The sequence below is a fragment of the Dolichospermum circinale AWQC310F genome, from assembly GCF_000426925.1.
Taxonomy (GTDB): Bacteria; Cyanobacteriota; Cyanobacteriia; order Cyanobacteriales; family Nostocaceae; genus Dolichospermum; species Dolichospermum circinale.
In genome coordinates this window covers 1-17,175 of the sequence record NZ_KE384696.1, presented here as the reverse complement: position 1 = coordinate 17,175, position 17,175 = coordinate 1, and the positions used below count along the sequence as shown (strand labels likewise).

General features: G+C 37.1%; 18 protein-coding genes. 3 read left to right on the top strand and 15 right to left on the bottom strand.

Features of this window, described 5'->3' with window-relative positions; translation table 11 throughout:
• Positions 1-207 precede the first annotated feature (207 nt).
• The 8 genes from ACIR310F_RS0115500 to hemC form a co-directional block, all read right to left on the bottom strand.
• The gene (locus ACIR310F_RS0115500) at positions 208-2,013 is read right to left on the bottom strand and encodes a hypothetical protein (protein WP_028084613.1); all 1,806 of its coding nucleotides are present in this window, start codon (positions 2,011-2,013) and stop codon (positions 208-210) included.
• 89 nt (positions 2,014-2,102) lie between these two features.
• Complete coding sequence (aroC, locus tag ACIR310F_RS0115495) at positions 2,103-3,194, bottom strand: chorismate synthase (RefSeq protein WP_028084612.1); 1,092 nt, start codon at positions 3,192-3,194, stop codon at positions 2,103-2,105.
• A 143-nt stretch (positions 3,195-3,337) separates the two neighbouring features.
• Positions 3,338-3,538, bottom strand: coding sequence for a type II toxin-antitoxin system HicB family antitoxin (locus ACIR310F_RS0115490; RefSeq protein ID WP_028084611.1), 201 nt, complete (start codon positions 3,536-3,538; stop codon positions 3,338-3,340).
• A gap of 69 nt (positions 3,539-3,607) precedes the next feature.
• Complete coding sequence (locus ACIR310F_RS0115485; protein ID WP_028084610.1) at positions 3,608-3,820, bottom strand: type II toxin-antitoxin system HicB family antitoxin; 213 nt, start codon at positions 3,818-3,820, stop codon at positions 3,608-3,610.
• Positions 3,821-4,002: 182 nt separating this feature from the next.
• Positions 4,003-4,467 (bottom strand): SMI1/KNR4 family protein, encoded by a 465-nt coding sequence (locus ACIR310F_RS0115480; protein WP_028084609.1) that lies wholly within the window; start codon positions 4,465-4,467, stop codon positions 4,003-4,005.
• A 14-nt stretch (positions 4,468-4,481) separates the two neighbouring features.
• Complete coding sequence (locus ACIR310F_RS0115475; protein WP_028084608.1) at positions 4,482-4,874, bottom strand: deaminase domain-containing protein; 393 nt, start codon at positions 4,872-4,874, stop codon at positions 4,482-4,484.
• Positions 4,875-4,969: 95 nt separating this feature from the next.
• Entirely contained in the window at positions 4,970-6,385 is a 1,416-nt protein-coding gene (glgA, locus tag ACIR310F_RS0115470) for a glycogen synthase GlgA (protein WP_028084607.1), read from the bottom strand.
• Positions 6,386-6,422: 37 nt separating this feature from the next.
• Positions 6,423-7,391 (bottom strand): hydroxymethylbilane synthase, encoded by a 969-nt coding sequence (gene hemC, locus ACIR310F_RS0115465; protein WP_028084606.1) that lies wholly within the window; start codon positions 7,389-7,391, stop codon positions 6,423-6,425.
• A 234-nt stretch (positions 7,392-7,625) separates the two neighbouring features.
• Here hemC and ACIR310F_RS0115460 point away from each other — a divergent pair, with 234 nt between their 5' ends.
• Complete coding sequence (locus ACIR310F_RS0115460) at positions 7,626-8,222, top strand: Uma2 family endonuclease (protein WP_028084605.1); 597 nt, start codon at positions 7,626-7,628, stop codon at positions 8,220-8,222.
• A gap of 8 nt (positions 8,223-8,230) precedes the next feature.
• On the opposite strand, the gene ACIR310F_RS0115455 is transcribed toward ACIR310F_RS0115460, so the two are convergent.
• The 5 genes from ACIR310F_RS0115455 to ACIR310F_RS0115435 form a co-directional block, all read right to left on the bottom strand.
• Complete coding sequence (locus ACIR310F_RS0115455) at positions 8,231-8,605, bottom strand: hypothetical protein (RefSeq protein ID WP_028084604.1); 375 nt, start codon at positions 8,603-8,605, stop codon at positions 8,231-8,233.
• Positions 8,606-8,835: 230 nt separating this feature from the next.
• Positions 8,836-9,270: a CAAD domain-containing protein gene (locus ACIR310F_RS0115450; protein WP_231387564.1), complete on the bottom strand. Its 435-nt coding sequence runs from the start codon at positions 9,268-9,270 to the stop codon at positions 8,836-8,838.
• A gap of 113 nt (positions 9,271-9,383) precedes the next feature.
• Positions 9,384-9,776: a GFA family protein gene (locus ACIR310F_RS0115445; protein WP_028084602.1), complete on the bottom strand. Its 393-nt coding sequence runs from the start codon at positions 9,774-9,776 to the stop codon at positions 9,384-9,386.
• On the bottom strand, positions 9,766-10,056 hold the full coding sequence (locus ACIR310F_RS0115440; protein WP_231387563.1) for a hypothetical protein: 291 nt from the start codon (positions 10,054-10,056) through the stop codon (positions 9,766-9,768). Before ACIR310F_RS0115440 ends, ACIR310F_RS0115445 begins: the two co-directional genes overlap by 11 nt.
• Positions 10,057-10,190: 134 nt before the next feature.
• The gene (locus tag ACIR310F_RS0115435; protein WP_028084600.1) at positions 10,191-11,675 is read right to left on the bottom strand and encodes a CIA30 family protein; all 1,485 of its coding nucleotides are present in this window, start codon (positions 11,673-11,675) and stop codon (positions 10,191-10,193) included.
• A gap of 159 nt (positions 11,676-11,834) precedes the next feature.
• Between ACIR310F_RS0115435 and ACIR310F_RS0115430 the strand changes: the two genes are divergently transcribed.
• Both ACIR310F_RS0115430 and ACIR310F_RS0115425 read left to right on the top strand, forming a co-directional pair.
• Positions 11,835-12,323, top strand: coding sequence for a HugZ family pyridoxamine 5'-phosphate oxidase (locus tag ACIR310F_RS0115430; protein WP_028084599.1), 489 nt, complete (start codon positions 11,835-11,837; stop codon positions 12,321-12,323).
• Between the two features lie 11 nt (positions 12,324-12,334).
• The gene (locus ACIR310F_RS0115425) at positions 12,335-13,240 is read left to right on the top strand and encodes an alpha/beta fold hydrolase (RefSeq protein WP_028084598.1); all 906 of its coding nucleotides are present in this window, start codon (positions 12,335-12,337) and stop codon (positions 13,238-13,240) included.
• 218 nt (positions 13,241-13,458) lie between these two features.
• Here ACIR310F_RS0115425 and ACIR310F_RS0115420 read toward each other — a convergent pair whose 3' ends face one another.
• The gene (locus tag ACIR310F_RS0115420; protein ID WP_028084597.1) at positions 13,459-13,797 is read right to left on the bottom strand and encodes a P-II family nitrogen regulator; all 339 of its coding nucleotides are present in this window, start codon (positions 13,795-13,797) and stop codon (positions 13,459-13,461) included.
• A 151-nt stretch (positions 13,798-13,948) separates the two neighbouring features.
• Positions 13,949-16,528: a cell division protein HetF gene (hetF, locus tag ACIR310F_RS0115415; RefSeq protein WP_028084596.1), complete on the bottom strand. Its 2,580-nt coding sequence runs from the start codon at positions 16,526-16,528 to the stop codon at positions 13,949-13,951.
• Positions 16,529-17,175: the final 647 nt, after the last annotated feature.

The window sequence follows — 17,175 nt, the reverse complement described above, 5'->3', positions numbered from 1 at the left end:
ACCACTTTTGCTGGGCTATCAAGTCTGGTCATTATGGTTTATGTCCTCATCTTAATGGCTACAGCTATAATTTTTAGCCCAAGCGTAACGGTATCTCATAGATAAAATATAGGAATATAGATAAAGCCACGCTGTGATATTATCATAAACTAAAATGCACCTAATTTACATATTTGGGCGGGCAGGGATGCCCACCCCACAAGAATGTTATCTTTTATCCTGCTGTTTTTTCAGATAATTTTTAGCCCAAGCATAACGGTTTGAGTCTTTTTTCAAAAGATATTCTGCGGCTTCATGTCGTTTATCATCACTCTTCTCATTTTTGATTACTCGCTTAATTTCAGAATCTATATCTTCAATATCAGCCCCACGTTTAATTGCTTCATCAAACCAATAACTACCTTTTTCATATTCATATCTGTCATAACAAATAGCTCCCATTAATGTATAGGGATGATGACTATCTGGTTGATATTCCATTGCTTGAAGAGCGCAAATTTCTGCATCATCTAATTTATCACAATCTCTAAATGCTGCACCTCTAGTGACTAAAATAGCTGATTTGAGATGATTTTCTTTGATTTTACCTAAATCTAAATTAGTAAGTTTTAAAGCCTGTTCAGGTTCCTTTGCTTTGCGCCAATAACTACTCGCTGTCGGGATATGCCATTTGTGTCCTGTGCGTTTAATTTCTTGTTCTAAAAATTCAGCTTCTAGTCTATAATATGTAATAGCAATCTTACCCCCTGAAGACAACATCTCTGTTTCAATAAGCTGAACAACTAACACAGCATCTAGCCGTTCTTCTTTCTCTAATTTGACCATGATCGTGTAAAATGGTTCTAGAGGAAGTGAAGGATCTATTAATCCATACTTTCTTTTTAGTGCTGAAAAATGCTTCTGTTTAGCAAAAGTGATAATATCTTCACGTTTATTATTTTGCAACCATTCAATTTCTGAATCAGTTAATAATCCATTCTCTTCAATTTTAGATTTTAAATGATTAATGTATTTATCATTAGCTAATTTGATGGTTTCCAGTAATTTACGCTTTTTCAGGAAATTAACATCTTGTCCTCCTAAAGAATTACCTGAATCAACATTTTTTAGAACTTTATAAAGATGAGATTTTGGAGATATATCTTCATATTCTGTGGCTTGATACTTAATCTTCAAAGCTGCAAATTCTTTTGTTTTTTCCTTTTCTTCAGCAATAGTAATAGTTTCAATAAGTTCCTGTTCTTTTAACCAAGTAAGTTCGGTATCAATTAAATTTTCTTCTGCTTCTAATTTTTGCAGAATTGGATATAATGGACTTGATAAAGATCCACTTTTATATTTAGTCGCTTGATATTTTTCTTTTAATTGAATAAACTCATTTCGTCTTGTTGCTTCTTGTTGTTTAACAAATTCTAAGGTTTCTGAAAGTTCCTGTTCTATTAACCATTTATATTCTAACTCAGTTAAACGTTCTGAGATATCTATTTTTTTGAGAATAGGATAAAGTGGACTATCAGAATGAGAATCTTGATATTTATTAGCGTTATACTTAGATTTTAAACTAATAAATTTTTGATTTTCAATAGCAATTGAATTTACTTTTTTAAACCCATTTGAGATTAGCCAATTAAATTCTTTTTCAGTAAGAAAATTACCTGAATCTACTTTACAAAGTATAAAATATAAAGGACTTACAGCCCAAGAAATATGATAGTTATTAACTTGATATTTTGACTTGAGTTTTGTAAATTCAACACCTAAATCTACCGTATCTTTAATTCTTTGCTGCTGTTGATTTCTAATTACTTGAACCGTTGCTAAAAGGTTTTCTTTTTGCAGCCAAATATATTCTAAATCCAGAATTTCAATTCCTAAATCTGCTTTTCTGAGAATGAAATAAAGTGGACTATTAGGAGATAAATTTTGATAGCTATTCGCTTGATATTTATCTTTTAAAGCAGTAAAGTGTTTAACGCGATTTTGGTAGTTTTGGTCTGTATTAATGGTAGTCATAGGAAATATTGATGCAGTTAGACCTGATTAGTATGAGTATTTTAAGCAAAAGGGGTATTCCAAATCAACACCCCATCAGAATTTATGGTCTATGACAATACTTTACATTGTCCATAATGACGTAAGAGATGATCACATAAAACCAAAGCCACCATAGCATCAACCATAGGTACAGCGCGAGGTAAAACACAAGGATCATGTCTACCTTTTCCTGCTAAAACCGTTTCTTCACCTTCTTTTGTGACGGTTTTTTGTTCTTTTCTAATAGTGGCTGTTGGTTTAAAAGCCACTCTGATAATGATATTTTCGCCATTAGAAATTCCTCCTTGAATCCCTCCAGAACGGTTGGTTACTGTTCTAATTTCCCCATTTTCATCACTATAAAATTCGTCGTTATGTTCAAAACCTGTTAACAAAGTTCCGTCAAAACCTGAACCGATTTCAAAACCTTTACTAGCAGGAAGTGACATGACTGCTTTTGCTAAATCTGCTTCTAATTTGTCAAAAACTGGTTCTCCTAAACCCTTGGGAACATTTCGCACCACACATTCAACCACACCACCAATAGAATTACCATCTCGACCGGTTTCTTCTATTAATGAAATCATGGTATTAGCAATTTCTCTATCTGGACAACGGACAATATTGCTTTCTACATCTGCTAAAGTAACTGTACTTGTATCTATTACGCCTTGTAAATCTTTAATGCGCTTGACATAGGCGATAACTTCTACATTTGCAACTTGATGTAAAATCTTTTTAGCGATCGCACCAGCAGCCACTCTACCTATTGTCTCACGGGCTGACGACCTTCCGCCACCTTGCCAATTTCTCAAGCCATATTTAGCATCATAGGTAGCATCTGCATGAGAAGGGCGGTATTTTTGCGCCATTTCATCGTAGTCTTGAGAACGGGTATCTTTATTTCTGACTAAGATAGCTATGGGTGTTCCCAGAGTTTTCCCCTCAAACACCCCTGATAATATCTCACAGGTGTCTGCTTCTTTGCGGGGGGTGGTGATTTTACTTTGTCCTGGCCGTCTTCTGTCTAATTCAAATTGAATTTCCTCTGGGGAAATTTCCAGTTGTGGGGGACAACCATCAATTATAACGCCCACACCGCCGCCGTGAGATTCGCCAAAAGTCGTAATTCGGAAAAGATGACCAAAAGTGTTACCCATATTGTTGAGGAAATACAGACCGGAATCTGTATTTTACACGGTGTTGGGGATTTTCAGGCATTCTGTCGGTTATTGAGCAATGTTTTTTGTCTGAATCAGGATGTCCAGGATTTAAGGATTGTCAGGATGAGATTGATTATTTATCATATAAAAATTGGTATAGGTTCACCTCTATCTTGTAAAACTTCAATGTAGAGAGATATTGCTTCTTCAATATTAGCTAAAGCTTCCTCACGGGTTTTACCCTGACTGATACAACCGGGTAAACTTGGTACTTCGACAACAAAATACCCATCTTCACCATAAGATAACAGCACTTTCCGTTGAGATTTTATTGTTACCATAGTTCAAGCTGTTTCTCCGTGAAATAACAAACCTAGTAGAACCTAATATCTCCTAATATCTTTGGATTATCAACATGAAATCATAGTTAATATTTCTTTTTGCTGAAGTGCTTGTTTCTCAAACTCCGATAATGTTTCTATATATAATTCAACAGCTTCCTTGATATTTGCTTGAACTGCTGCTAATGAATCCCCTTCAGATTGACACCCAGGAAGTTCAGGACAATAAGCATAATACTCATGTTCATCTTTTTCAATGACAATACTAACTTTATAGGACACAAGTAAGTTTCGTTTGTTGATTAATAATTGGCTATTATATCATATTTATTCATAAATAATAGTATAGATTCTCCTCTATCTTGCAAAACTATAAAAATTTCCATCCTGGAAATCCTTAAATCCTGGACATCCTGATTCTGACAAAAAACTTTGAACCATAATTTTGTTTATCTAGCTAATATCTAACTTGCTAAAAGCATCAAAGACTTTAAATAAAGATTGATTTCCACAGATAGAAACTCACTAAACTGATCATGACTTTTGATAAAATAAAGCTCTTCTTGTCCTTCACAATATGAATAAGTTGGCGGGTTATCACCTTCTGAAAGTCTGAAAAAGCTGAACTGATATCCCTGGTGCATGAAAAATACAAAAGCATCCTCTGGTAAAGTCTGAGGAAAATCATTTTCTACTAAAAGTTGTTTAGCCCATTCTTGAATTTGTGACAAATGCTGATAAAAGCAATCTGAACCACGTAAAAACTTACCTGCCCCATGTCCCATTATCTTGAGAAAGTCTTTGTAAGTGCTGGGTAGATTAATACCTTGTTGTCGTTCAAGTTGAATTATTTCCAAATCTGAACATGACAAAGGATGATTCTCGTTAAAAATAAGCTTAAATTGTTCGGGTAAATTGCAAATTGACATTTCTACCGACTCCTTTATGCAATGTTTCCGTGATGTACATTTAGCTGAATGTTCGGGAAAGTTTGCCTAAATTGCTTCATGACATACTCACACGAATTACATGGCTCTCTTTCTGTAAATAATTCAATTTTACCCTTTACTTCTCTATTATTTGTATATTTTTCGGCTATCGCTTCTAATATTTTGTACTCCGAGTCTAAGTCTCTTCGGTGTCCACCAACATCAAAGGCTTGAAACATCGGTTGATTAGGTAAACCAACTGCTCCTTCTCGCAACAGCTTACCACTAAAAGCAAATAGCTCAGAAAACGTCTCATCTACCCATACTCTAGCAATAGCAACATTTCGGGCTGGTGCTGGCACGTTACAAATTTTGCGAATTTCTGCGACGCGCTCTAACCAATCCATCTTTTTTCAATTCTATATTATCGTGTATTAAAAAGGGGCATTTGACATAAATACCCCGTCAACAATTGTCTAAAATTCCAACTTTCTACAACACCTTACACAGTTTCTGCTGTGATTTCCGCTGCTGGTTCTATATCTGGTAAACCATAGATAGAACGATAGAGTTTATCATACTCTTTAGCAGATTGATACCAACTGAAGTTTTGACTCATTCCCCGTTTTTGTAATTCCCTCCATTGGGGTTTGAAACGGAAGCCTTCCCAAGCGCGTATCATACAAGTAAATAGGTCTAAGGGTTCATACCTATCAAAGCAATAACCTGTACCTGCTTCGTTGACTGGATCATAGTGGCTGACGGTATCAACTAATCCCCCTGTACGACGAACAATAGGAACACAACCGTAACGCAAAGCCATCATTTGACTGATACCGCAGGGTTCAAAGCGACTAGGCATTAAGAAGGCATCTGTACCAGCGTAAATGCGACGGGAAAGAGCATCATTATACAGTAGGTAAGTGGACATACGTCCGGGATAGCGAGATGCAAGTTGCCACATTTGGGTTTCATAATAGCGATCGCCTGTTCCCAATAAGACAAATTGAGCATCCGTATAAGCCATAAATCGGTCAAGGATTTGTAATACTAAATCCATGCCTTTTTGTTCTACCAACCTTGTCACCATACCGATTAAAAAGGCATTAGAATTAACTTCTAAACCCATTTCTTCTTGCAGGGCTATTTTATTAGCTTTACGTTGATCAAGGGTATCTATGGTAAAGTTTTGAGGAATGTATTTATCATTAGCGGGATCATAAATATCGGTATCTATGCCGTTGATTATCCCTGATAATTTGCCACTAATAAAAGATAATAACCCTTCTATTTCTTCACCATAGGCTGGTGTTTTTATCTGTTCAGCATAGGTAGGAGAAACTGTATTTACTTTATCAGCAAACTGGACGGCTGCCGCCATGGTGTTATGTCCTTGCATATACCAGGGACACCAAGTAATTTTCTCTAAATACCACCGCCATGGTCCTTGATAAGCCAGGTTATGAATGGTGAAAACACTGGTTATATCTGGAGATTGATTTAACCATACGGGTAACATTCCTGTGTGCCAATCATGACAGTGAACAATTTCTGGTTTCCAGTAATTCCAGCAAAATTCGGCCGCACCATTGGCAAAAAGGGTAAATCTCCAATCTTCATCTTCTCCACCATAAATCCGCCGAGGTAGAAAAACTGGATGTCCGAATAAATACAAAGGAATATCAGTTCCGGGCAGTACACTTTCGTAAACTGAAAAATCCTGAAACATGGCAGAGCCTTTCCAGATAGGTTCTTCAGGAACGACCATTTTATCAGGAACAAAGCCATAATAAGGCAAGAATACCCGTACATCATGACCCATTTGTCTCAAGAATTTGGGTAATGCACCTACAACATCCCCCATGCCACCAACTTTGGCAATGGGAGCAGCTTCTGCTGCTACAAATAAAATTCGCATATTTTTGTTAGTTATCAATTGTCCATTGTCAATTATCTTATGAGCCTCGTTGAATCTCGGTAAAGATTTGTTCCAAGATTTCTGTAGCCCCCTGTTGTCGCAAAATATCGGCTAATTCTGCCCCTAATTTTTCAGCATCAGCCGCCGCACCAGTGACTAAATTTTGAACAATTTTCTGACCATCAACGCTGGCAACAAGTCCTTTTAATGTTAATTTATCATTAATTATTTCAGTATTTACACCAATAGGAACTTGACAGCCACCTTCTAAAACTCGTAAAAATGATCTTTCCGCTAAACAGCGATCGCGTGTTTGCGGGTGTTCAATAGCTTTAAGTAAGCTAATTACTTCCGTATCATCGGCGCGGCATTCTATCCCCAAAGCACCTTGTCCGACGGCATGGAGGGAGATTTCAGGTGAGAGAATTTGATGAATGCGATCGCTCATTTCCAGTCTTTCTAAACCGGCTACTGCTAAAATTAGAGCATCATATTCACCAGCATCCAGTTTCGCCATGCGTGTAATCAAATTACCCCGCACATCCTTAAATGTAAAATGGGGGAATTTATGCCGCAATTGTGCCAGCCGCCGCAGAGAAGAAGTGCCAATTACCGCACCTGCGGGTAAAGTCTCAAGTTTTTCACCTTGATGCTTTTCGTGGAGTACCACCGCGTCTGCGGGGTTTTCCCGTTCCGTAATTGCGGCCAGTGTCAAACCTGGTGGTAAATTGGTGGGGAGGTCTTTGAGAGAATGGACAGCAAAATCAATCTCTTTATTGATCATGCCTAATTCCAATTCTTTGGTAAATAGTCCTTTATCGCCAATTTTAGCCAATGCTACGTCGAGGATTTTGTCTCCTTGAGTAGACATGGTATGAACTTCAAAAGTAATGTCGGGAAAGCTTTTCTGGAGTTGGGCTTGTACCCAGTATGTTTGAACTAGAGCTAATTGGCTTTTACGTGAACCAATGCGAATAGTGCGCGGAGGACTAGAAACTGAGGTCATAAAACTATTTTGTCAAACCAGGCGATAAATTAACATTTATCTAGACTACCGCAGGGAGTGACTTACCGGATTAGATCAAACTAATTCTCAGAAAGATTTTATTTGCTAGTAGCTTTACATTTATTTACAATTTTGCCAAGTTGACAAAAATAGATCCCCGACTTCTCAAAGCAATCGGGGATCTGGAAATTAGAATATCATCAAGTTAGCAATAATTCGGTTTTAGGAAATTCTATGCTTTTACTTCCAGAATTATCTGAACTATTACAAGCCGAAGATCCAGAAGAACGGCAAACTATCACTGGTGTTAATTGGAACAATTATGAAGCTTTACTCAATAATTTGGGTGATAGCCTCCAATATAGAGTTACATATTTAGATGGAGTCATAGAATTAATGTCACCAAGTCGTCGCCATGAAATTCGCAAAACAATTATTGGATCTTTGCTGGAAATTTACTTTCAAGAAAAACGTATCCGCTATTTTCCCCTTGGTTCTACCACCTTCCGTAAACAAGCGAAAAGAGGAGGAGTAGAACCAGATGAATCCTACTGTATAGGCATAGAAAAAGAAGTTCCTGATCTCGCCATTGAAGTTGTAGTCACCAATGGGGGAATTGATAAATTAGAAGTTTACAAAAGATTAGCTGTGGCAGAAGTTTGGTTTTTTCAAAACAATCAATTTGCGGTTTATCATTGGCGGGATGAAAATTATGAATTGGTGGCAAAAAGTGAATTATTACCCAACTTAGATTTATCAAATTTGGCGGAATATGTAATAGCAGAAGATCCTTTAGATGCGGCCATAGCCTTTCGGGAAAAAATCAAATAAATGGTAAATTAAATCATTCCTGGACCTCTACCTCTTTTATCAAAATCCTCTGTTAATAGACCTGTTTTATCTTCATTCACTTCTCGTAATTCCCGTATTCGTTCGGCTTTTTCTTGTTCGGCTATTTCCCGCGCGTCACCAGGAACTTGATAATACATTTCCGGTTCAACTGGATAATTATTCAACAAACCTTCTTGATCCATAGTATAACCATCCGTTGTGCGAATACTGTTAATATCAGTTTGATGATCAGTGTCTGCACTTGCAAGATCCTCCTCCGTCGGTATGTGTTTATAATTTTTTCCTTCTCTTTTGATTCGTGCGGCTGTTTCGGCGGGAATTATGCCTCTATCATAGGTATCTGCGGTAATCTTTTCATTCATACAATTAGTCCTGTTTACTTTTCGAGTATTGCCAAAACTAGATTAGAATTTTCTTGCGGATAAATATACTACCTGCGGGAATAATTACCAAAAATATTTTTATTAAAACTCTCTATCTATAGATAGATTTTACATCGTCAAATCCAAAATAAAATCCCAAATAAAATGTAGGCTAGTTATAGCCTATCCTACATTTCATAAACTCAATAAATCAACAAAAAATAAAATCTTTATCCAAAAGATCGTTCTTTAAAAGCATTAAATTTCTGAGATAATTCTTGTCTTGTGTCAAATTTAAGGAGATAACGGAAAGCAAACCAGAGAGAGTAAAATAGCCCAATTAACTCAAAAATTGGTTGTAGTAATGGTATATCATTCACCGCGTCTAATAATGCAATTACTACCTTAACTGTCACGAAAGCTGATAAGATTAAAATTAAGTTAATTAACGCTCTTTTATTGTTATTAAAAATTGCGCCTAAATAATCTGGCAGTTTTCCTAAAGATTCCATAATTTGGTTAAGAATTTCCTGCCATTGAGACACAGATTTATCAGCAGCAGGTAGTTTTGGTACATTGCGATTTTCTCCACCTAAAAAAGAAAAAACATCTTGTGTGGAAGAAGAATTTACTGGTTGGGTTTGCTGTGATTGATTTTCCATCATATTTGTTATTGATAAATTACAACATTTGTGAAAAGTGAATGGACATCATTAAAGTACCATATTTTAGATGCTAAATCATCAATTCTGAAAAAATAACATAAAAAACAAGATATTTAACCTCTCTTGAGTTTATGAATATTTTCTTCCCAGTTTATACCATCAAAAGGCACAATTTGAAAATTGGCAATGACATTACCATCTAAACACCGTACATTAACATCAATACAATCAGGGTGACTACGGGGAACATAAAAAGAATGAATACCACAAATTCCGCAAAATTTATGTTGTGCTACTTCTGTATTAAATTTGTAAGTTTTTAATACATCTTCCCCTTGTAATAAAGTAAATTGTTCTCGCGGGATAATTAAATGTAAAAATCCTTTTTTAGAACATATTGAACAATTACAATCATCAACTTGATGATTATTAACTAACACACGAAATCGCACAGCACCACAGTGACAACCACCTTCATAAGTAACAAATTCATCTCTATTTAACATTAAGGTTCGACCGTTGATTAACTCGAATAGTTAATTTATTCACTTTCTGGTTTAATTCAACCACTAAAGTTGCTAAATTATTTAACATTTTTTCCTGTTGTGATAAATACTTTTTCAAATTAGGAGGTACAACTTGAGAATTATTGGTAGTAGGTAATTGATTATTTTTACTAACCATTAACTCAACTTGCTGTAAGCGTAATTGTAAACTCCGAACATCATTTTCTAAATTATTAACACGGAAATCAACTTGCTGTGGTAAAGCAGGTTTTAAAAACATACCACTGCACACAATCATCACACATACCGCAATTATTAACAACCTTCTCAACATCATATTATCAACTAATTAAATGAAACCCGTAGGTTGGGTTGATAAAAGCAACCCAACAAACTTGTTAATTATTCAAAGTCTTATTGATCAACTTGTAAACAAGAAAATAGCCGTTTCCAATCTAAATTATTAGCAACCATTTCGCTTTCCTTGACTTCAAAAGTTAGATTTTTCGCTTTTGGTTCTTTAATTGCTTGTACACAAATTTCCGCAACATCATCACGACTAACTTTTCCTCTGATATTATCACCTTGTGCAAATATTAATTCCTTTCCTCCCGCTGTTTCTGTTAAAGCACAAGGTCTGATAATTGTATAAGGTATTCCACTAGATTTCAAACATTCTTCACCTCGTAATTTCCAAGTTAAAATTCCTCCCAATTGGTCATTTAACCTTACGGCTGGTGGTTCTTCATCTAAATTAATTCCTGGTCTTCCGGGACGAGTCACTCCAGCGGAACTAATTAATATAAATTGGGGTAAAATTTCCCCACCATAAGCTTGAATTGATGAAACTTCCAGCGAGAAAACACCGGGATTAAACTTAGGATTTAAAGCACCATCATATTCAAACTTACTCAACATTAGTTGTAAAGAACAAATTTTACTAACATCAATTGGTGGACAATCTTTAACAACTTTAGCACGAAATACACCGAACAAATCTGTAAAAGGGATCTGAATATCTAGCCAATTATTAGCAACAGTATCAAAAGAATAGCTATAACCAATTCCGTCCCAAGTTGACTCTGTGCGTAAAAATATTTTATAACGTTGACCGTCACCTTTAACCCGCAATTTCACACCTTCATAACCTGATAAATCACATAAAGGTGAAAAATTCTTAGTTCTTACCGAAGCAAAACCCCCAGAATTAGCAGTGGAAACATTACCTGTAAATATCGCCCTATCTTCCCGAATTTGCAAACTACTAGAACTGACACCACCCATAACAACATCATCCAAAGCACCCCAGATATTTTTGATTTCATCTGATGGTTTAGTAAAATCAAATATTGGTTTTTCCCCAACAGCAATCAGATATTTTTTTGCTGCTGTAACTAAATTTTTCACACCTTGATATTCAACATTTTCTGGTGTATCTCCAACAATTTCCGGTAGATAAAATTTCACACCTTGATTATATTTTGCTCTATCTGGTGTATCTCCTTCCACTGGTTGTACACGAACTGCTGTACAACAAATTACAGCTTGAATATTAGCCAAAACTAAATTTGTTAAAGTTTCTGGTTTTGTAATATCTCCAACCACCAAATCAATATCATCACCGAGAATTGGTCGTGCTTTGTCAATATCTCGAACCAAACAACGGATATGATAACCCTGCGCTACCAATTTTTTCACAACTCGTTTACCGACACCACCAGTCGCACCAGCTACCAGAATTACACCCATATTTATTCCTGCTTTTGATAGATTTTGATTATCTTTATAACCACCTTGAAAAAGTTTTTGTATCCAGTTCAGAACCGGAAATACTTCAAAGTAGGTGAGAGTTTTAATGAACCTGCATAAATCCCATTGTGAACGATTGTTGTTATTCATAAATACCACCCTTCGGGAAGTCAAAAGTCAAAAGTCAAAAAAATAATTTTACTCTTATTATATCAACTTCTTGATATAATATAAAAGTCCCCAAAGAAAAATTCCTCCGTGTCCTCTGTGGCTGGAGTGGTTCGTTAAAATAAATAATTATCAATCATGATCAATCAACACAAAAAAGCCCAAGCCGAATACGAGAAATTTCCCACAGAACTTACCAGCATTATGATGAGTACAGTTAATAAAGAGGGGATTCCTGACGCTAGTTACGCCCCTTTTGTCCTAGACGATGATAAAAACATCTATATTTATGTTAGTGGACTAGCTACTCACACTCAAAATATTCATAATCATCCTTTTGTGAGTGTTTTATTTATTGAAGACGAAGTTAAAACTAAACAAATTTTTGCCCGTCGGCGTTTAAATTTTAATTGTACCGCAAATTTGGTAGAGAGAGAAACTGAACAATGGCAACAAACTGTTGATAAATTTCAGATTCGTTTTGGAGAATTGATTTCCACATTACGCAGTTTACCAGATTTTCGGATTTTTCAACTCACACCTAAAAACGGACGTTTTGTAATTGGGTTTGGTGCTGCTTATAATATTAGTAGTGACAATATAAATCAACTTGTCCTTAGTAAAGATTGAGTTTTATAGTTATGATTCAGTTTCAACCTCCGGGTTTTGGTAGTAAGTTTATTCATACTTCTTTGGGGACAATGGTTTACTATACCCAAGTTAGTAGTCCTTGGGAAAATGCAGTAGATCAAGATTTACCACCATTGTTATTTTTACATAATTTTGGTGGTGGTGCGTCCGCTTATGAATGGTCTAAAATTTACCCAGCTTATGCTGCAAAATATCGAATTTTAGCTCCAGATTTAATTGGTTGGGGAAAATCTGCTCACCCTGTGCGAGATTATCAAATTGAAGATTATTTAACCACAATTATTGAGTTTATTCATCAAACTTGTCACGAAAGTGTAACTGTAATAGCATCTTCTTTAACTGCGGCTTTTGCTATTCGTCTGGCTATTACTTATCCCGATTTGTTCAAAGCTTTGTTTTTAGTTTGTCCTTCGGGGTTCAATGATTTTGGACAAGGTGCGGGACGAAGATTACCACTTTCCTTAATTAATACACCTTTAGTAAATAATCTAATTTATGCTTTGGGTGCAGAAAATGAAATTGCAGTTAGGAATTTTTTACAAAGTTTTCTTTTTGCTAAACCAGAAAGGGTGACACAGGAAATGGTAGCAGCTTATTTAACTTCTGCACAACAATATCAGGCTAAATTTGCGGCTTTGTCTTTTTTAAAGGGGAATCTTTACTTTGATTTGAGTTTATATATTCAGCAACTTCAAGTTCCGAGTGTCATTTTGTGGGGTGAAAAAGCACAATTTACAAATATCGAATTAGGACGACGTTTAGCTAGTTTAAATTCTGCGGTAATTAACAGTTTTGAGGAAATACCAGATACAGGAATTATTCCCCATTTAGAAATACCAGCGGTTGTGATTGGAATTTTGCAAAAATACAATACATCGGGAGAATTAAAAATCTAAGTTCAAAAACAAAGATTGAACTTGTGAGAATTAGAAGATTAAATATCTCCAACTTTGCTTCTTTGCGTCTATCCTGGGTGATCTCTAAAATAAAAATAGAATAAAAATTCTGTACTTTTTGACTTTTGACTTCCCGAAGGGCGTGCTGCTGACTGTTTTTATCTTCACAGACTCAGCAACGCACTTCTTGTAGATAGGTAGTATTCAATATCTAATATTTATACTGCTTCTGTATTTTTTTCTCCAGTCCTAATTCGTACAACTTGTTCAATAGGAGAGATGAAAATTTTACCATCACCGATTTCACCAGTACGTGCTGCGGAGATAATTTTATCCACAACCGTGTCAACTTGGGAATCTTCAACAACAATTTCCACCTTGAGTTTTTGCAGAAACTCCACAGTATATTCCGAACCTCGATAGCGTTCAGTTTGACCCTTTTGTCTGCCAAAACCCCGAACCTCAGAAACTGTCATCCCTACAATCCCCGCATTAACTAGGGCTATTTTCACCTCATCAAGCTTAAATGGACGGATAATGGCTTCTACTTTCTTCATTTTTTTTGATTCCTGACTTCTAATAGCGTTGTTTATATATCTAACCAAACACTTTGTCTCACGCTGTAAGTATAGCACCAGTTATTAACTTGAGATTGATGTATTGGATTTCACGGTTTTTGTCATCCTCATCCGGTCATCAACAATTTTATTACAAAAGGGGTAACTTTGTTTGTCCCAGGCTTTGCCAATCTGCGATCGCCTGTTGAGTCCACAGCCAATTTCGTGATAATTTCTCCATAGTAAAATCTGCCGGTGCATTTTGAATCACCATTTGTCGAAGTTTAATCGCTTCCTGTAAATATTTTTGACGTTTATCAGCGGGTTGATTCTGAGCGCTTTTATATAACCCCAAAGCTAATCCAGCATAAGCTGTCAAAGCCTCCGGTTCTCCAGATATTTGCGGATATTTTGTTTTTCCAATTTTTGCACTTCCATTCTGCTGGGGTTTTAATGCTAAATTCAGGGATTTGAACCAAGCATCATTGGCATAATTGAGATTATTCTCCGCATAATAGGCAAATCCCAAGGCATTATTATACAAAATAGATTCGGGCTGATTCTGTACTGCCCTAGCCCAGTAACGGCGTGCGTCATCAATACTATATTTATTATTACCAGTTTGTACAGACTGCCAAGCTAATCTTCCCCAGACAAAGTTCACGGATGGATTTTGGGTATCCTGAACAGGAATCAAATTTAAAGCGGTTTCGGCGGCGGTGAAAGCTCCGCGATTTAATAATTCATGAATAGCACTCAATCCATCTTTTAAATTGCCTTGACTCAATTGTGTGGTAGCTGTAGCTGTGACAATGCCTGTGGCAGAGTTAGTTAAATTAATACTTGGATATTGATTACTACTAATATTTTCTCCGGGAAGGGGTGGGATATTGGATAGAAGGCGCTGTTGGGACTGGCGTTGATGCCACCACCAAGCAACACTAAGGATCATGGTAATCGCACTTGCACCGACAAGACCCAAAAGCAATGATGATTTTGATTTGTGATAGCGATTACTTGATGTCACTAAGGGAGTCGGTGATAAAGGGGGATTTATCTGTCGCTTTTGAATATTTAGGGGGGTGGGTGTGATTGATGTTGGTACATTTCCCCAGTTTAAATGTTCCTCGACTTCAGAAACCTGCATTTCTGACAACTCGTTAGATCCTTGGATTAGTTCGGCTTTCATACTTTGTCCCTCGCTTGTGGTTGTCCGGTTATCAAGCTGACGAAACAAGTCAGAAACTATTGCCGAATCTTGATCATAGTTGGTGGAGTCATCATATTCAATTTCATCTCCTAAATCACCCCAAGTATCTGCTAAAAGCCAATCCACCTCGGTTGTCTCTTCTCCCAAATCGGGATTTAGGACATCGTCAATAGCCATGAAGTTTTCTGGATTATTTGCTACAGCGGAATAATGATGATGATTAGTCTGTTGAGGTGGCTGATATTCGTTTAGTAATTCTGACAGCCCGCGTGAAGTAGCTATATGGCCTGATAAATTACATTGTGGTGTCAAACAACCATCAAATTCTCGCTGGAGGTACAATATCGGCAATGCCCAGTACATCTGTTGAGAACCATAAGCAGAAATTAAGCCCTGACGAACCCGACTCACACACAAATCTAAAGCATAGCCCTGACTTAAGTTCCGGTAAAATAGTTGTGTTAGCGTCAGTGCCACCTCATCAGGTATGCGTTCTGACATCGCCAGTACACTTCTAATTCCCCGTTTGACTAAGCTTTCTGTTAAATTCTGCTCTCCTGAGTCTTCTCCAGCCCCGGCTTTAGCCCGATATGCCCCAAAACAGGAATTAAACACTACCATTTGAATATGATTATTAATCAGTAACCCAGCTAAATCATCCCCGCTGAGAGTTTCTGTTAAACCAGTTTTTTTACTGACTAGATAAATTTGCCCACCATTCGCGCCCAAGTTGCTATGACCGGAATAGTGGAGAATATCGTAATGTCCCTGTTCTAAAGCTTGGGTGAGTTCTTCCCTACCTGGCTCGTCAAGAACGGTCAATTCAATTTCTGGTAGATGATGATTACCATCTGCCAATTTTAATGCTTGGCGGTGCAGTTCTGCTTTGAGGTTAATAGCTTCTTGCTTGAGTAAATCCAACTGTACCAAGTCCCTTGGGGAAGAAATCACCATCAACACTTTCAGCCCCCGTTCTGCCGCCGGTGTGGGGAGATGATGAGCCTGTAAATGGCTGGGTGATAGCTTCCGCTCGCCATAGGCACGCAACCAGTAGGCATTGGAGGCTATACCACTTTGGTAACGGGCAAAGGTAATATCAGGTCCTGTGGCTAAAGGGCGATAGCGAAGCGCTCCGTAGGAATCGCCTGCGTGCATAACTTCCCATGGCAATCGTGCTAATCTGGGGTCTTTGAGTCCCAATCTTAGCCGCAGCACCTGTTGGTGATTTTGGGCAATACCTTGAGCGGTGATCCAACTATCTCTGAGAGTTCTCTGGAATAGGGCATTATATAACTCCTGCCCCAAATCCACTAAGTTAACAGTGTTTTTAGTGGTCATTTCCCCTTCTAAGACTAATTGCAAGGGGTCATCCATTAAATATCCGGCGATCGCTAACCACTCAGCTACAGGCCAGTGTACTAGTTCTTCTGCCAACGGTACTCCAGATGCTACTTGTTCGGTTCGCAGCAGATAGTGATTTTGCCCTACTGGTGTTGCGGAAAGGTGAAATTCCTGGGTCACAATTTCTGCTCCATAAAACTAGACAATCTTGATCATGCAGGGTGGTGTAGATGTATTTTGCTATTCTAATGTTTCAGATGCCCGTTGTTGAGACGTTGATCCTAATCTAGTTTTTAACATGGTTTTCTGTCTATTTTTCATGAAAAGGTTGATCCGGATTGGTTGATTTCGGGCGAGAATTTTTTATTGGTAGATGCACCTTGATCTTCGATTCCCCTAGTTGGCTAAAACTCACTAGGGGTTTTCTTTTTTTTTAATTTTGGCAAATAAAAAACACCCTTGTTAAGGAAGGGCGTTTGTAAGCATTTGTAAATCAGTTATTTAGTAGATGGAAATTCTCATAACTAACTCCCCTACCCAGCCACCCCAGCCCCAGGAATTTTTTCGGTATGGAACTTACAGTAATATTTGGGTAATTTTTTCCGGATCATAAGTTAAAAACAATGAACACTTAACAAGTAGATGCACCCTGATAACTAACTTCCCCTAGTCGGCTAACACCACTGGGGGTTTTTTGTTTATGATTAGCACCACACAATCATTACCATATAATCATTTCTTCGGGAATATCATACACCACCCTAGAACAGTTAACAAGTAGATGCACCCTGATAACTAACTTCCCCTAGCTGGCTAACACCTCTGGG